Annotated in this window: 14 protein-coding genes; 7 read left to right on the plus strand and 7 right to left on the minus strand. The window is 72.5% G+C overall.

Translation table 11 applies throughout. The features are described 5' to 3' along the window. Positions 1-194: 194 nt before the first annotated feature. The 3 genes from ABZV93_RS22460 to ABZV93_RS22470 form a co-directional block, all read right to left on the minus strand. Entirely contained in the window at positions 195-395 is a 201-nt protein-coding gene (locus tag ABZV93_RS22460; RefSeq protein WP_092656270.1) for a cold-shock protein, read from the minus strand. 250 nt (positions 396-645) lie between these two features. Further along, the gene (locus ABZV93_RS22465) at positions 646-1680 is read right to left on the minus strand and encodes a methyltransferase domain-containing protein (protein WP_354939283.1); all 1035 of its coding nucleotides are present in this window, start codon (positions 1678-1680) and stop codon (positions 646-648) included. Between the two features lie 62 nt (positions 1681-1742). Beyond that, positions 1743-2525, minus strand: a complete 783-nt coding sequence (locus tag ABZV93_RS22470) for an enoyl-CoA hydratase-related protein (RefSeq protein ID WP_354939285.1) — start codon at positions 2523-2525, stop codon at positions 1743-1745. Positions 2526-3015: 490 nt separating this feature from the next. Between ABZV93_RS22470 and ABZV93_RS22475 the strand changes: the two genes are divergently transcribed. The 3 genes from ABZV93_RS22475 (at position 3016) to ABZV93_RS22485 (ending at position 6498) form a co-directional block, all read left to right on the plus strand. Then, positions 3016-4653: an MDR family MFS transporter gene (locus ABZV93_RS22475; RefSeq protein ID WP_354939287.1), complete on the plus strand. Its 1638-nt coding sequence runs from the start codon at positions 3016-3018 to the stop codon at positions 4651-4653. 133 nt (positions 4654-4786) lie between these two features. Next, positions 4787-5872 carry an S-(hydroxymethyl)mycothiol dehydrogenase gene (locus tag ABZV93_RS22480; RefSeq protein WP_354939289.1) on the plus strand — a complete coding sequence of 362 codons (1086 nt, stop codon included), beginning with the start codon at positions 4787-4789 and terminating at the stop codon, positions 5870-5872. Then, positions 5869-6498, plus strand: coding sequence for an MBL fold metallo-hydrolase (locus ABZV93_RS22485; protein ID WP_354939291.1), 630 nt, complete (start codon positions 5869-5871; stop codon positions 6496-6498). The genes ABZV93_RS22480 and ABZV93_RS22485 overlap by 4 nt, the downstream gene beginning before the upstream one ends. A gap of 142 nt (positions 6499-6640) precedes the next feature. Here the strand turns inward: ABZV93_RS22485 and ABZV93_RS22490 are convergent, their stop codons facing one another. Next, the gene (locus ABZV93_RS22490; protein ID WP_354939293.1) at positions 6641-7561 is read right to left on the minus strand and encodes an SMP-30/gluconolactonase/LRE family protein; all 921 of its coding nucleotides are present in this window, start codon (positions 7559-7561) and stop codon (positions 6641-6643) included. Positions 7562-7899: 338 nt separating this feature from the next. Between ABZV93_RS22490 and panC the strand changes: the two genes are divergently transcribed. From panC to panB, 3 genes are read left to right on the plus strand one after another with little or no spacing between them, the layout of a single operon-like run. Then, on the plus strand, positions 7900-9702 hold the full coding sequence (gene panC, locus ABZV93_RS22495; RefSeq protein ID WP_354939295.1) for a pantoate--beta-alanine ligase: 1803 nt from the start codon (positions 7900-7902) through the stop codon (positions 9700-9702). 2 nt (positions 9703-9704) lie between these two features. After that, entirely contained in the window at positions 9705-10127 is a 423-nt protein-coding gene (gene panD, locus ABZV93_RS22500) for an aspartate 1-decarboxylase (protein ID WP_354939297.1), read from the plus strand. Further along, positions 10124-11035 carry a 3-methyl-2-oxobutanoate hydroxymethyltransferase gene (gene panB, locus ABZV93_RS22505; RefSeq protein WP_354939299.1) on the plus strand — a complete coding sequence of 304 codons (912 nt, stop codon included), beginning with the start codon at positions 10124-10126 and terminating at the stop codon, positions 11033-11035. Before panD ends, panB begins: the two co-directional genes overlap by 4 nt. Before the next feature lie 34 nt (positions 11036-11069). On the opposite strand, the gene ABZV93_RS22510 is transcribed toward panB, so the two are convergent. Genes ABZV93_RS22510 through ABZV93_RS22520 form a run of 3 tightly spaced genes read right to left on the minus strand, consistent with a single transcriptional unit; the run spans position 11070 to position 13563 of the window. Then, entirely contained in the window at positions 11070-11504 is a 435-nt protein-coding gene (locus ABZV93_RS22510; RefSeq protein WP_354939301.1) for an OsmC family protein, read from the minus strand. Further along, the gene (locus ABZV93_RS22515; protein ID WP_354939303.1) at positions 11501-12367 is read right to left on the minus strand and encodes a universal stress protein; all 867 of its coding nucleotides are present in this window, start codon (positions 12365-12367) and stop codon (positions 11501-11503) included. The genes ABZV93_RS22510 and ABZV93_RS22515 overlap by 4 nt, the downstream gene beginning before the upstream one ends. Further along, entirely contained in the window at positions 12364-13563 is a 1200-nt protein-coding gene (locus ABZV93_RS22520; RefSeq protein ID WP_354939305.1) for a universal stress protein, read from the minus strand. Before ABZV93_RS22520 ends, ABZV93_RS22515 begins: the two co-directional genes overlap by 4 nt. Positions 13564-13902: 339 nt before the next feature. Here ABZV93_RS22520 and ABZV93_RS22525 point away from each other — a divergent pair, with 339 nt between their 5' ends. Next, entirely contained in the window at positions 13903-15153 is a 1251-nt protein-coding gene (locus tag ABZV93_RS22525; protein WP_354939307.1) for a site-2 protease family protein, read from the plus strand. Positions 15154-15176 lie beyond the last annotated feature (23 nt).

Below are 15176 nucleotides of genomic sequence, written 5' to 3' on the forward strand. Positions count from 1 at the left end.
CTCACCCACGGCACCAGCTACAACGAAGCCACCGCCTGGCCAACCCAAGAAGCCATCGCCGCTTGACAGCTTAGAGCCGTGGGATGTCTAGGCCATGAGACGCCTCGACCCCGGACATGACAAAGGCCCGCGGGGACATACCCCGCGAGCCTTCGTTTCTCACCGTGATGTGTGCGACCACACCCGGAGGAGGGTCACACCGTGCGGACGTTCTCCGCCTGCGGGCCCTTCGGACCCTGCACGACGTCGAACTCCACGCGCTGGTCCTCGTCCAGTGAGCGGTAGCCGTCGGCGACGATCGCGGAGAAGTGGACGAACACGTCCTGACCGCCGTCGACGGAGATGAAGCCGAAGCCCTTGTCAGCGTTGAACCACTTGACGGTTCCCTGCGCCATGTTTCTCTGTTTCCCCTCGCGGAGACGTTGGTGCAGCACTCGAACCTCACGAGCACCGAGTCGCCACGGGGCACTGCCCGCGTGTCGAATCCCGCGGGCCGAGAGCCACGCGTGCAGACCGACCGGAACCCTCCGACGGCCTGCGACGCACGCTCCCGCGCGTCTTGTTGAAACGACGAACGACCGCGCAGGAACGTATCACTTCCGTGCTCGTCTGACCACGCCTCGACCGGTTTGCCTCCGATGTCGGTCAGGGCGCGTCGTTCGGGGGACGGATCCCGGTGATCGAGACGTTGTAGTACAGCTCGGCGGGCACCACCGGCTTCAGCAACCGGTCGACCGCGCTCAGCCGCTGCCAGCTCCGGTAGGCGAAGTTGGCCCACCCCCAGCCGAGGCGGTCGGGGTTGACGGCGTACTCGAACGTCCGGACCGGCCAGCCGAACCACGCGGCGGTCAGCTCCTCGGTGACGGTCCGCACGTCCGCCGCACCCGCGCGCTCGGCGGTGCGCGCCAGGGCGTCGGGGTCGAAGGTGTGCAGGTCGACCACCGACTCCAGGGCCGCGGCGCGGGAGGACTCGTCGAGCTCCTCCTTCGAGCGGGCCCAGCGGCGGCGGAGCGGAGCCAGGTGGGTGGCCCTGGTGGCCAGCCACCAGGTGGCCTGGGACAGCTTGCGCGCCACCCGGTCGCCGTACCTCGTCGGCTCGCCGCAGATCACGAACCGCCCGCCCGGACGGAGCACCCGCAGCATCTCCGCGAACGCGAGCTCCACGTCGGGGATGTGGTGGATGACGGCATGCCCGACCACCACGTCGAAGGTCTCGTCGGGGTAGGGCAGGCGTTCGGCGTCGGCCACCCGGCCCTGCGCCTCGAAGCCGAGCCGGCGGGCGTTCTGCCGGGCCGCCTCCACCATGCCCGGCGACAGGTCGGTCACGTGCACCTCGTCCACGACACCTGCCTGGCGGAGGTTGAGGCTGAAGAAGCCGGTGCCGCACCCCACCTCCAGCGACTTCGCGTACGGCCAGCCGGCCGCACCCGCGGCGGCCACGAACCGGTCCCGGGCGTAGGCGATGCAGCGGTCGTCGAAGGAGATGGACCACTTGGAGTCGTAGCTCTGCGCCTCCCAGTCGTGGTAGAGCACGTTCGCGAGCTTGGGATCGCCCCAGGCTGCCGCCACCTCCTCCTCAGTCGCCACCGGGTGCGGTACCGGGTCCTCCGGTGTGCCGCGGGTGCTCGGTGTGCTCGGGGTGCTCGGGATCGGTGCGAACTCCTCGACGTGCGACGACATAGGGCTCCTAGCGCTCGGTGGTACGGCAGTGCGGGCGGTGCGCTGATACGGCGGCGCGGTGGTCAGCGTCCCTCGAAGCGGGGCGGCTTCTTGTCCACGAACGCCTGCATGCCGATCGTGCGGTCCTGCGTGGCGAACAGTGCGGCGAAGCTCTGGCGTTCGATCTCCAGGCCGGTGCCGAGGTCGACGTCCAGCCCCCGGTCGACGGCGGACTTGGCCGCACGCAGCGCCACCGCCGGCCCGCCGACGAACTGCGCCGCCCAGGCCCGGGCCGCGGCGTACACCGCGTCCGGCGCCTCGTCCTCGACCACCTCGTCCAGCAGTCCGACGGCCCGCGCCTGCGCGGCGTCGACCATCCGCCCGGTGAAGATCAGGTCCTTGGCCACCGACGGGCCCACCAGCCTCGCCAGCCGCTGGGTGCCGCCGGCGCCGGGAATCACGCCGAGCTTGATCTCGGGCTGTCCCAGGCGCGCCGTCGCGGCACCGACCCGCCGGTCGGCGGTCAGCGCCAGTTCGCAGCCGCCGCCGAGGGCGTACCCGGTGATCGCGGCCACCACCGGCTTGGGTATCCGGGCCACGCTGTCGAACGCCGAGGTCAGTCCGCGCGAGCGGACCTCCATGTCGGCGTAGGACATCGCCAGCATCTCCTTGATGTCGGCGCCCGCGGCGAACACCCGCTCGCCGCCGTAGAGCACCACAGCCGCCACGTCGTCCCGGTCGGTCGCCTCTCGCGCCGCCGCCCGGATCTGTTCCTGCATGGCGGTGTCCAGCGCGTTCATCGGCGGCCGGTCGAGCCGGATCGTGCCGACGCCGTCCTCCACCTCCAGCCGCACCCAGGTGTCCACTCGGGGCCTCCCCTGACGCCGTTCGGTGAGTCATCCGGCCGGTTTCGGCCTGCCACGACCCTAGGGCACCGGGCGTGGCGGATCGGCCGGGATGTCGGCTTTCTCCACGGCGGTAGGGGAGGGGCGCACGAGAGGGCGGCCGACGCGGCCGATGACGGTCAGCGGCCGATGCGTTCCGACGTTCGAAATCAAAGTTGCAGTAAGCAACCATATTCTGTGAAAGTCGACCGAACGCCCACAGAACAGGAGTGCTCACCCCGCGATGTCCGCGCCCGGTTCACATACCAGCGTCACAAGCCCGACCAGCCGTTCCACCGACCGTCAGCCCGCCGGCCCTGTCACCAGGCAGGCCGCCGGTGCGGTCCCCGGCCCCGCCACCAGCCCGGAGAGCCGGAAGGGCCTGGACAGTCCCGAAGGCCCGAAGAGACCGCCGGCCCCCTCCCCCGCGCCCGTCCCGGCAGCTGAACCCAGTGCGGTCAGCCCGGCCGCCGTGTCCAGCGCGGCCGAGCCCGGTGCGGCGGCGACCGCGGCGACGACCTCGACACCGCCCGCGTTCACCCACAAGGAGATCCTGGAGATCGTCTGGGCGCTGGTGCTGTGCCTGTTCGTCTCCTCGTTGTCCGGCACCGTCGTCGGCACCGCCCTCCCCACGATCGTGGGTGACCTCGGCGGTCAGGACCAGCTCGCCTGGGTGGCCAGCGCCACCCTCCTCACCACCACCGTCTCCACTCCGCTGTGGGGCAAGCTCTCCGACCTGTACGGCCGCAAACCGCTGATGCAGGTCTCCATCGCCGTCTTCGTGGTGACCTCGGCACTCGCCGGGCTGTCCCAGTCGATGGGCGAGATGATCGCCGCCCGGGCCGGGCAGGGCATCGGCGCCGGCGGCCTGATGGCGCTGTCCCAGGCGATCATGGCCGACATTGTGAGCCCGCGCGAGCGGGGCCGTTACTCCGGCTACCTCGGCGCGTCGTTCGGCGTGGCCACCGTCGCCGGCCCGCTGATCGGGGGCTTCCTCGTCGACGGACCCGGCTGGCGCTGGTGTTTCTACGTCGGCATCCCGATCGCCGTGCTCGCCTCGGTCGTCCTGCAGAAGACCCTGCACCTGCCGCGGGAACGCCGCAACACCCGGATCGACTGGCTCGGCGCCACCGTCATCACCGGCTCGGTGACCTCGCTGCTGTTGCTGGCCTCCCTCGGCGGCAAGGAGTTCGGGTGGGTGTCGGGCTGGTCGCTGCTGCTGGCGGCGATCTCCGTGGGTGGTCTGGTCGCGGCCGTACTCGTCGAACGCCGGGCCGCCGAACCCATCCTGCCTCCCAGGCTGTTCCGCAACCCCACCTTCAACCTCACCGGCACCGCGGCGTTCTTCACCGGCTTCGCGATGTTCGGCGCGATGATCTACCTGCCGCAGTACCTCCAGGTCGTGCGGGGCCAGAGCCCCACCGCGTCCGGGCTGCTGACGTTCCCGCTGGTCGTCGGGATGCTGTCGGTCTCGGTGCTGAGCGGCCGGGCGATCACGAAGTGGGGACGCTGGAAGGTGTTCCCACTGGTGGGCCTGACGCTCGTCGGCATCGGCACCGGGCTGCTGGCCACGCTGCGGGTGGACACCCCGATGGTCGCCGTCTGCGCCTACATGCTGGTGTTCGGAGCGGGTCTGGGCTTCACCATGCAGGTGCTGATCCTCGCGGTGCAGAACACCTCCGAGCGGCGCGACCTCGGGATCGCCACGTCCGCCTCGACGTTCTTCCGTTCCATGGGTGGAGCGGTGGGAGTCGCGGTGTTCGGCGCGGTGCTCAGCTCCCGGCTCACCTCGGCCATCCCCGAACTCCTCGCCGAGCACGGTGTGCGGGCGCGGCCGTCCGGGGGCTCCTCGGCGCCGCATCTGGGCACGCCCGCGGAGATCGCCCGGCTGTCCGAACCACTGCGGTCGGTCGTGCGGGAGGGCTTCACCCTCGGCCTGGACCGGATCTACCTGCTGGCGGTGCCGCTGGTGGTGCTGGCGTTCCTCGCCGTGCTCGCCGTACGCGAGGTCCCGCTGCGCGGTCGCGGACCCGACACCGGCAACGACTCCGGCGACCACCCTGGCGGCACCCGTCCTCGAGCCGCCGCGCGGGGCCGGCACCGGCGCTGAGGCCGGCCCGGCCTTCCATGGCCGCGCGCCCGGGTTCCCAACCGGGCGCGCGTCCTGGAAGGATCGCAACCGCGGAGCGAACCACCCGGTCGAGTCATCCGAACCACCGAACGATCCGAAGGGAAGTACGCCGATGCCGGACGTACAGGCCGTCGTTGCCCGAGCCAAGAACGAGCCGGTCCGCGTGGAGACCATCCACGTGCCCGACCCCGGACCCGGTGAGGCGCTGGTCAAGGTGCAGGCGTGCGGTGTGTGCCACACCGACCTGCACTACAAGCAGGGCGGGATCGGCGACGACTATCCGTACCTCCTCGGGCACGAGGCGGCCGGTGTCGTGGAGTCGGTCGGCGAGGGCGTCGACGACGTGGCGCCCGGCGACTTCGTGATCCTCAACTGGCGCGCGGTGTGCGGCAAGTGCCGGGCCTGTAAGCGTGGCCGGCCGTGGTACTGCTTCGACACCCACAACGCCAGGCAGAAGATGACGCTCGCCGACGGCACCGAACTCTCCCCCGCCCTCGGCATCGGCGCGTTCGCGGAGAAGACGCTGGTGGCCTCGGGCCAGTGCACGAAGGTCGACCCCGACACCCCGGCCACGGTCGCCGGCCTGCTCGGCTGCGGCGTGATGGCCGGGCTGGGCGCGGCCCTCAACACCGGCAACGTCCAGCGCGGCGACTCGGTCGCGGTGTTCGGCTGCGGCGGCGTGGGTGACGCCGCGGTCGCCGGCGCCAGCCTCGGCGGCGCGACGACCGTGATCGCGGTGGACGTGGACGACCGCAAGCTCGAGTGGGCCCGCCAGTTCGGGGCCACCCACACGGTGAACGCCCGCAACGAGGACGCCGTGGAACGGATCCAGGCGCTGACCGGCGGGTTCGGCGTCGACCTGGCGATCGAGGCGATCGGCCTGCCCGAGACGTACAAGCAGGCCTTCTACGCCCGCGACCTCGCCGGCACGGTCGTCCTGGTCGGCGTACCCACCCCGGAGCAGAAGCTCGAGCTTCCGTTCATCGACTTCTTCGCCCGCGGCGGATCGCTCAAGTCGTCGTGGTACGGCGACTGCCTGCCCGAGCGCGACTTCCCGACGCTGATCGACCTCTACCGTCAGGGCCGGCTGCCGCTGGACGCCTTCGTCAGCGAGGAGATCGGCATCGGCGACGTCGAGGAGGCGTTCACCAAGATGCACGCGGGCGACGTGCTGCGGTCCGTGGTGGTGATGAAGTGAGCGTACGCATCGAGAACGTGGTCACCTCCGGGACGTTCAGCCTGGACGGCGGCACCTGGGACGTCGACAACAACGTCTGGCTGGTCGGCGACGACGACGAGGTGCTGGTGATCGACCCCGCCCACGACGCCGAGGCGATCCGCGCGGCGGTCGGCGACCGTCGGGTCACCGCGATCGTGTGCACGCACGGGCACGACGACCACATCGGCGCGGCACGCGACCTGGCCGAGACGGCGAAGGCACCGGTCTGGCTGCACCCGGCGGACCGGATGCTGTGGGACGTCGTGCACCCCGACGCCGCACCGGACGCCGACCTCGCCGACGGGCAGGAGTTCGCGGTGGGCGACGTCACGCTCACGGCCGTCCACACACCGGGTCACTCACCCGGCGGCGTCTGCCTGTCGGCACCCGCGCTGGGCGCGGTGTTCAGCGGCGACACGTTGTTCGCCGGCGGACCGGGCGCCACCGGTCGTTCGTTCTCCGACTTCCCCACGATCATCGACTCGATCCGGGACCGGCTGCTCACGTTGCCGCCGGAGACCGTCGTGCACACCGGTCACGGTGACACCACCACGATCGGCGCCGAGCGGCCGCACCTGCAGGAGTGGGTCGACCGAGGCCACTGACAGACCCGCTCGTGGTCCTACGAACGCCGATGCCGGCGACGGTTTCACGCCGTCGCCGGCATCGTCATTCGTGGCGGGGATCATCGGAGCCTGTCCAGCCCGCAAGGACCGGTTGACGGTGTTCCGGTGGGATTGACAGACCCTAGCGGCGCAACGCGCCGTTGACGGGGAGCAGGACGCTGTACAGCGACGTGGTGGCGGCGATGAACAGCCGGTTGCGGCGCGGGCCGCCGAACTCCACGTTGGCCACCGTCTCCGGCACGAGGATCTTTCCGAGCAGCGTCCCGTCGGGGTGGTAGCAGTGCACGCCGTCGGCCGCGCTGGTCCAGATCCGCCCGGCGGTGTCCAGCCGGAAGCCGTCGAACAACCCCGACGTACAGGTGGCGAACTCCTTGCCGCCGCTCAGCGTCCCGTCGGCGGCGACGTCGAAGACCCGCATGTGCCGGGGCCCGCCCCGGTGGTGCGTCGAGCCGGTGTCGGAGACGTAGAGGCGGGTCTCGTCGGGTGAGAACGCCAGGCCGTTGGGGCGTACGAAGTCGTCGGCGACGATGCGCACCTCCCCCGTCGTCGCGTCCCAGCGGTAGACGTGGCAGGCGCCGATCTCACTGTCGGCCTGGTGACCCTCGTAGTCGCTGTCGATGCCGTACGCCGGGTCGGTGAACCACACCGACCCGTCGGACTTCACCACCACGTCGTTGGGGCTGTTGTAGCGCTTCCCGCCGAAGTTGTCGGTGAGCACCGTCAGCGAGCCGTCGTGCTCGGTCCGGGTGACCCGCCGGTTGCCGTGTTCGCAGGTGACCAGGCGCCCCTGCCGGTCGACTGTGTTGCCGTTGGTGAACCCCGCCGGCTCCCGGAACACCCCGACCGCCCCGGTGGTCTCGTCCCAGCGCAGCATCCGGTCGTTGGGGATGTCGCTCCACACGAGGTAGCGGCCCGCCGGGAAGTACGCCGGCCCCTCCGCCCAGCGGCAGCCCTGGTAGAGGCGCTCCACCTGGGCGCTGGTCTTGACGAGGGTCGAGAACCGCTCGTCGATGATCTCGAACCTCTCGGCGACGCCGGGCATACGTGCCTCCTGATCTCCACTCCGATGCGCACTCCCGCACTCCGACCCGTCCGGGCGGGGATGTTCTGGTGCGAACGTAGCGACCCGGACGTGGCGGGCGCGACCGGCAGGTGCCAGGGTGCCGACCTTGGCCGTCGGTCGCCGTCCGGCCACGGCTCGCAGCCGGGCCGCCCTCGGCTTCGGCCGCCTTCGGCGGGACCCGCGAGCACCTATACTTTTGCTGCGCCGCGACCCGGAGCCCGCACTTTTCGCGAGACCTGGGCGCGGACGCGAAAGGTTCTGAAAAGCACCAAAGCACACAACCACGCACCCACACCGAAAGCCGTCTGGTATCTCCGATGCGAGAACTGGAACGGAACCGAGACGCCCCTGACCAGGGGGCGCCGACCGGGCTGCGCAGCCTCGCCGTGATCGGCGCCGGCCGCACCGGCGGTTCTGTCACACCCGCCGCCCGCGCCGCCGGGCTCGACGTCCGCGTCGGCACCCGGGGCACCGTCGCCGACGCCGCAGGTGGCTCCGACGTCACGTTGCTGTGCGTCCCCGACGAGTCGATCTCCGCCGTCTGCGCCGAGGTCGCCGCTGCGACCCACCTCCCCGCCTACGTCGGTCACGTCAGCGGTGCCACCGGCCTGGACGCCCTGGCGCCCGCCGCGGACCGTGGAGCGCAGACGTTCCGGTTGCACCCGCTGCAGACCATCCCGGCGGCGGGGACCAGCCTGGCCGGGGTCGCGGCGGCGGTCACCGGGTCCAGCCCGGCCTCGGCCGACGTCGCCCGCGCGCTCGCCCGCCGGCTCGGGATGGTGCCGTTCGACCTGCCCGAGGAGCACCGGGCCGCCTACCACGCGGGTGCGGTGTTCGCGTCCAACTTCGTACTGGCCCTGGCGGAGACGGCGGCCGGCCTGCTCACCCGCGCCGGGGTGAAGGACGCCCGGGCGGCCCTCACGCCGTTGGTGCTGAGTACGGCCGCGAACTGGGCCAACTCGGGCCCGGCCGCGCTGACCGGCCCCATCGCCCGGGGCGACGAGGAGACCGTGCGCGCCCACCAGGAGGCGCTGGCCGACCTCGCCCCCGACCTGCTGCCGGCCTACGCAGCGCTTGCCGACCGCACCCGCGCCGTCGCCGCGGACCCGAGCTCGCCGAAGTCGGCGAAGCTCTCCGAGTCCCTTGCCCACAAGGGACTGTCCGACCAGCACCACCCAGGAGGTACGCCGGTGTCCACCCCGAAGATCGTCCGGACCCGGGAGGAGTTGCGGGCGGCGCTGGCACCCGCTCGCCGGTCCGGCGCCCGGATCGGCCTCGTACCCACCATGGGCTTCCTGCACGAGGGGCACGCCAGCCTGCTGCGTGCCGCCCGGGAACGCAGCGACGTCGTGGTGATGAGCCTGTTCGTCAATCCCACGCAGTTCGGCCCGAACGAGGACCTCGCGGCCTACCCACGCGACGAGTCGGCCGACCTCGCCGTGGCCGCCGCTGCCGGTGTCGACCTGGTGTACGCACCGGCCGCGGACCACGTGTATCCGCCCGGGTTCGCCACCACCGTCGAGGTCGGCGGCGAGCTCACCGGCGTGCTCTGCGGCGATCCCGCGCGCCGGGGCGCCGCCCACTTCCGTGGCGTCACCACCGTGGTGGCCAAGCTGCTCAACGCCGTCGGCCCGGACGTGGCGTTCTTCGGCCAGAAGGACGCCCAGCAGGCGATCGTCGTCCAGGCGATGGTGCGCGACCTCGAGCTCCCCGTCGAGATCGCGGTCCTGCCCACCGTGCGCGAGCCGGACGGCCTGGCGATGAGTTCGCGCAACGTCTACCTCACCGCCGAGGAACGCGTCCGGGCCCGGGCACTGAACCAGGCCCTGACCGCGGCCGACCGCACCGCCCGTGCCGCTGGCACGGGATTGAGCACCCGGGACGCACTGGCCGCCGCCGGGAAGGTGCTCGCCGACGCCGGAGTCGAACCGGAGTACCTCGAGGCCCGTGACGCGGAGAACCTCACCGTGGCGGAGCGGTTCGGCGACCGCCCCGTCCTGATCGCGGTCGCCGCCCGGGTGGGCCGCGCCCGGCTGATCGACAACGTTGTCGTCCACGTGGGCCACGTAGCTCGGGAAACCCGAGAAGCTCGAGAAGCCCAGGAAGTCCGAGGAGCATGACCATGCAGCGCACCATGCTGAAGTCCAAGATCCACCGCGCCACGGTGACCGCGTGCGACGTGGACTACGTGGGCAGCATCACCATCGACACCGACCTCATGCGGGCCGCCGACCTGCTGCCCAACGAGCAGGTGCACGTGTGGGACGTCGACAACGGCGCCCGCTTCGTCACCTACGTACTGGAGGGCGCGCCGGGCTCGGGCTCCATGCAGGTCAACGGCGCGGCCGCGCTGCTGGTGGAGCGGGGCCACAAGGTGATCGTGGCGTCGTTCGCGAGCTTCGACGCGGCCGAGCTCGCCACCCACGACCCCGCGGTCGTGCACGTGGACGCCGGCAACGCCATCGCCCTGGTCGGCTCCGACGCCGGGGTGCTGATGGACTCCCCGCTCGCGTCCGCCGCCGGTTTCGAACGGAGCGTCCCGTGAGCACCCGGCCCGCGACCGGTTCCGGAGCAGGCACCGACGGAGCCGCTCCGGCCCGGGCCCGGCTCACCGTCGGCTCGCTCGCCCAGCTGAAGGCGACCGGCATGCCGATCACGATGGTGACGGCCTACGACTTTCCCTCCGCCCGGGTCGCGCAGGACGCCGAGGTCGACGTGGTGCTGGTCGGCGACTCCGCCGCGATGACCGTGCTGGGCCACGACTCGACGCTGCCGGTCGGGATGACCGAGATGCTGGTGCTCGCGGCCGCGGTCCGGCGTGGCCTGCGTACGCCTCTGCTGGTCGCCGACCTGCCGTTCGGGTCGTACGAGCGGTCCGACGAGCTCGCGATCGACAACGCCCAGCGGTTCGTCAAGGAGGCCGGGGCGGACGCGGTGAAGCTGGAACGCGGTGGCACCTCCGCCGACCGGGCCCGGGCGATCGTCGCCGCCGGCGTACCCGTGATGGGTCACGTCGGGCTCACCCCGCAGACGGCCGGCCAACTGGGCGGCTTCCGCGCCCAGGGCCGCACCGCCGCGGGGGCGACGCGCATCGCCGAGGAGGCCCTTGCCCTGCAGGAGGCCGGCTGCTTCGCCCTGGTGCTGGAGGCGATCCCGGCGGCGGTCACCGAGCAGCTGATGCCGTACCTCCACATCCCGGTGATCGGCATCGGCGCCGGGCCGGCCACCGACGGGCAGGTGCTGGTGTTCCACGACCTGCTGGGGATGTCGGCCGGCACCCCCGCGAGGTTCGTCAAGCGGTACGCCGACCTGCACGAGCAGATGGTGCGTGCCGTCGGCACGTACGCCGAGGAGGTGCGGATCGGGAAGTACCCCGGACCCGAGCACACCTACCGCATCGACGCCGAGGAGCTGCGGGCGTTCAGGGAGAGCCTGGCCGCGCGGGCGGTCTGAAGGTCCGGCGCGGTCTGCGGTCTGCCCTGCGGCCCTAGCCCGGCGCGAGACTCGGGAAGCCGTCGATCTCCAGGTCCAGCTCGACGGCCTGCGTCAAAGTGTTCTTGACGGTGCACGCGCCGAGCACCGCCCGCAGCGCGGGTACGCGTTCGGGCGGCAGGTCCGGCGGCACCACGACCCGCACGTGCACCGCCTGCACCCGGGCCGGACCGTCCGCCGCCATCGACGATGTCGCGCGGACCACCAGTCCCTCGGTGCCGACGCCGTGCCGGGTGAGGAACCGTCCGGCGAAGACGGCGACGCAGGCCGCCAGCGAGCCGATCAGCAATTCCACCGGGGTCGGCGCGGTGTCGGTCCCGCCCTCCTCGCGCGGCTGATCGACGTGCAGTTGGTGCCCGCGTACCTCCACGACGTACGCGTCGCCCTCCAGCGGGCGGACCTCGACCGGCGCCGGCTCGTGGCTGCTCACCGGCGGGCCGCCCGTACGACCGCGACCGAGCAGTGCGCGTGGTGCAGCAGGGACTCGGCCACCGAACCGAGCAGCATGCGTTCCAGGCCGCCGCGACCACGCGACCCGACGACGACCAGCTCCGCGCCCCGCGACGACTCCGACAGCAGCACCGCGGCGCGCCCCTCCAGCACGCTGGTGGTCACCGCGACGTCCGGGTACTTGGACCGGAAGCCGGCGAGGGACTCCGCGAGCCACACCATGTGCTCGTCGCGTCGGCGGGAGAAGGCGTCCGCGTCCCACTGCGCCTCGTCGGGGTGTTCCAGCCGCCAGCAGTGGATGGCGACCAGCGGCAGGCTGCGGCCGGCGGCCTCCTCGAATGCGAACTCCACCGCGCGTTCGGAGCACTCCGACCCGTCCACTCCCACGATCACCCGCGGGCCGGCCGGTGAGTGTTCCTTCGATGCCCGGGCCACGATCACCGGACAGCGTGCGTGGTGGGCGACGGCCGACCCCACCGAGCCGAGCACCACCGAGGCCACCGTCGACCGCGCCCGCGAACCCACCACGATCAGCTCGGCGCCCGCGTCCTCGGCCTCCCCGAGAATCGCCGGTGCCGGCCGGTCGGCGACCACGGCTCTGGACACCTGGTCGGGGTCGAGCTGGTCGCGGGCGATGGTCACCGCCGCGTCCACGTCGGCGGTCTCAGCTTCGGTGTCCAGCTCGTCGATGCCGCGCATCGGGGCGGGAAGCTCGTGGGAGACGACGATGCGCAGGGGAAGCATCCGGTTGCGGGCTTCCTCGATGGCCCACTGCAGGGCCAGCCGGCTCTCCGCCGTTCCGTCGACGCCCACCACCACGGGGTGCCGGTTCCGATCGGTCATCGCAGGGCCTCCTCCCGCGGCCGGGCCGGCGGCTGGGTGGCCGGGCGGCGAGCCTGCGGAACGCGGATGCGCCGGCGAATGCGGTCCCTGGTCTTGTTCCCGGTCCCCTCCCCGGGGCCGTCGCCGGCCGGGACGGGAACGAGTGCGACCGGGCACCGGGCCCGGTTGATCGCCGTGCATCCGAGGGTGGAACCGAGGAGTCCACTGACGCCCGCGTCCCGGCTGCCGACCACGAGCAGGTCCGGCGGCCGCGCGATCCGCAGCGGCCCGGCCACCGTGCCGTCGCCCTGCGCGACCGCGACCTCCACGTCGGGGAAGGCCGAGCGGTGGGACACCAGCAGCGCCTCGACCTCATCCACGGCCGGTGCGCTCACCCCGTGCACGTGGGTGTCCAGGGCGCGGGTCCACCACTTGTCTCCGCGTGGCGGCACGGGCACGGCGAGCAGCCGGGCACCGCGCCGGGCGGCCACGTCGAACCCGAACCCCATCACGGCCCGTGTCGACGCCCCGCCGTCCACGCCGACCACCACGTGGGCGTCCAGCCCGTCCAGCAGGTGCCCGTCGCCCACCGGCAGACCCGACAGCGCCGGCGGCCCCTGCAGCCCGGGCAGTTCCGGCAGATTCGGCAAGCCCGTCAGGCCGGTCAGGCTCGTCAGGCCCGTCAGGCCCGTCGAAGTCGGGCGGGCCGACCTGCTGTCCTGCCGGGCGAGGACCACCGGCGGTACCGGTCGTCCCTCCCGCCCGGCTCGGTGCGCACCACGAAGGAACGCGAGCAGCACGCCCCTCCCCCGGGTGCCCACGACGACGAGAGCGGGATCGGCGACCGCCTGGCCGAGTACGTCGGGCAGCGGACCGGCGGCGGCCCAGGCGTACGCCTGCAGCGTGGGTTGCAGCGCCACCGCCGTCGCGACCGCGGCGTCGGCCAGCCGCCAGGCCCGTTCCCGGGTCGTCGGCGTCCCGCCCTCGTCGTCGTCGACGGCCCTCTGGCCGTCGCCCGGACCGGATTCACTTCCCACCGGCCCGTCGGCGGGTCGCCGGTCGGTACGAGGACGTTCGCCGTACGCCTGCACCACCACCAGTGGCAGCTGGCGGAGGACGGCCTCGCGGGCGGCCCAGTGCAACGCGGGGCTGGCCAGCGCCACCCCGTCGAACGTCACCACGACCGCCCGCGCGGGACGCGGCTGCCGACCGGTCATCGAACGTCCCCCGATCTTTCCCCGCCCCTGGTGGCGACCCAGGCGCCAGACTCGTCCGGCACGTACGGGTCGACGTAGAGACCAAGGTCCCGTACCGGCGAGTCCTTGGCCCTCGCCGGTTGCGAGAGCCGGCTCGAGGACCCGCCATGGTCAAGAGGTCCGTGCCGCCGGGTTCATACCCACCGGCCCCGGCTCGGACGCCAGGATCTGCGCGCCGGCCCCACGCGAGCACAGGGAACGGGCCCTAATCCTCTGTAGGTCCCGGACCGGCGCGCGGACGCTTGGACCGGGGGTGCGGGCCTGTCGCCGGACGGCCCGCCGTTGACACATGGCCGACTCATGAAACCGACGTTCACGCTGGGCCGCGTCGCCGGGATCTCGATCGGCGTGCACTGGTCGGTCCTGGTGATGATGCTGCTGGTCACCGAGATCGTGGCGGTGGCCATCCTTCCGGTGCAGGCGCCGATCGCCAGTACGGCGGTCGACTGGGTGGCCGGGGTGCTGGCGGCGGTCGCGTTCCTCGCGTCCCTGCTGGCGCACGAGCTCGCCCACGCGGTGGTCGCCCGGCGGTACGGCATGCCCGCCGACCGGATCACCCTGTGGCTGCTAGGCGGGGTGACCGAGCTCGGCACCAACCCGCCCAGCCCGCGCGCCGCCTTCCTGGTCGCCGGCGCGGGCCCGGCGGCCAGCCTGGTCCTCGGCGCGGTGCTCGGCGGGCTGGCCGCGGGTGCCGCCCTGCTCTCGCTGCCGACCGTGCTCCGCGAGGTGCTGACCTGGCTGGGGTTCGTGAACCTGGTGCTCGGCGTGTTCAACCTGCTGCCCGGTGCGCCGCTGGACGGCGGCCGGCTGCTGCAGGCCGGACTGTGGAAGCGCTCCGGCGACCGGGCCAGGGCCGGAGTCTCGGCCGCTCGGGCCGGCCGGTTCCTCGGCATGACGCTGATCGCCCTCGGTGTGTTCCAGCTCGTGGCCGGCCAACTGGTCAGCGGTCTGTGGCTGGCCCTGATCGGCTGGTTCCTGGTCATGTCCGCGCTGTCGGAGGAGTCGACGACCGGGCTGCGTGAACGCCTGACCGGCGTGCGGCTGCGGGACGTGATGAGCCCGCAGCCGGTGACCGCCCCATCGTGGTGGACGGTGGACACCTTCCTGGAAAGGGTCGCCGAACACGACCACCACCGGACCTTCCCGGTGGTGGACATGGAGGGCCGGCCCGTACGGCTGGTCACCCTCACCGACCTGGTCCGCGTGCCCGAGCAGACGCGGGGCACCACCAGGCTCGCCGACCTCGGCCGGCCGCTGCGACCGGACGGGACCGCCGGCCCCGAGGACCTGCTGACGGAGCTCCCGGCGGGTACGTGGCAGCTGTCCGGCCGCGGGATGCTGCTGGTCGTCGAGGGCGGTCACGTGGTCGGCATCGTGAACACCCACGACGTGAACCGCGCCGTCGAGCTCGCCAACCTCGGCCACCTGCCCCGCCCCGGCGACGGCTCGGCCGGCGAACAGCCGAATCAGGCGGGGCATGCGGGTCAATCGGGCCGAACGGGTCAGGGCACCTCGAGCCCGTACGTACCCGAGCAACGGCCCGGCGGTTGACCGCCCGCCCGCACCACCCGGCC

This window comes from Actinopolymorpha sp. NPDC004070, from assembly GCF_040610475.1.
Lineage (GTDB): Bacteria > Actinomycetota > Actinomycetes > Propionibacteriales > Actinopolymorphaceae > Actinopolymorpha.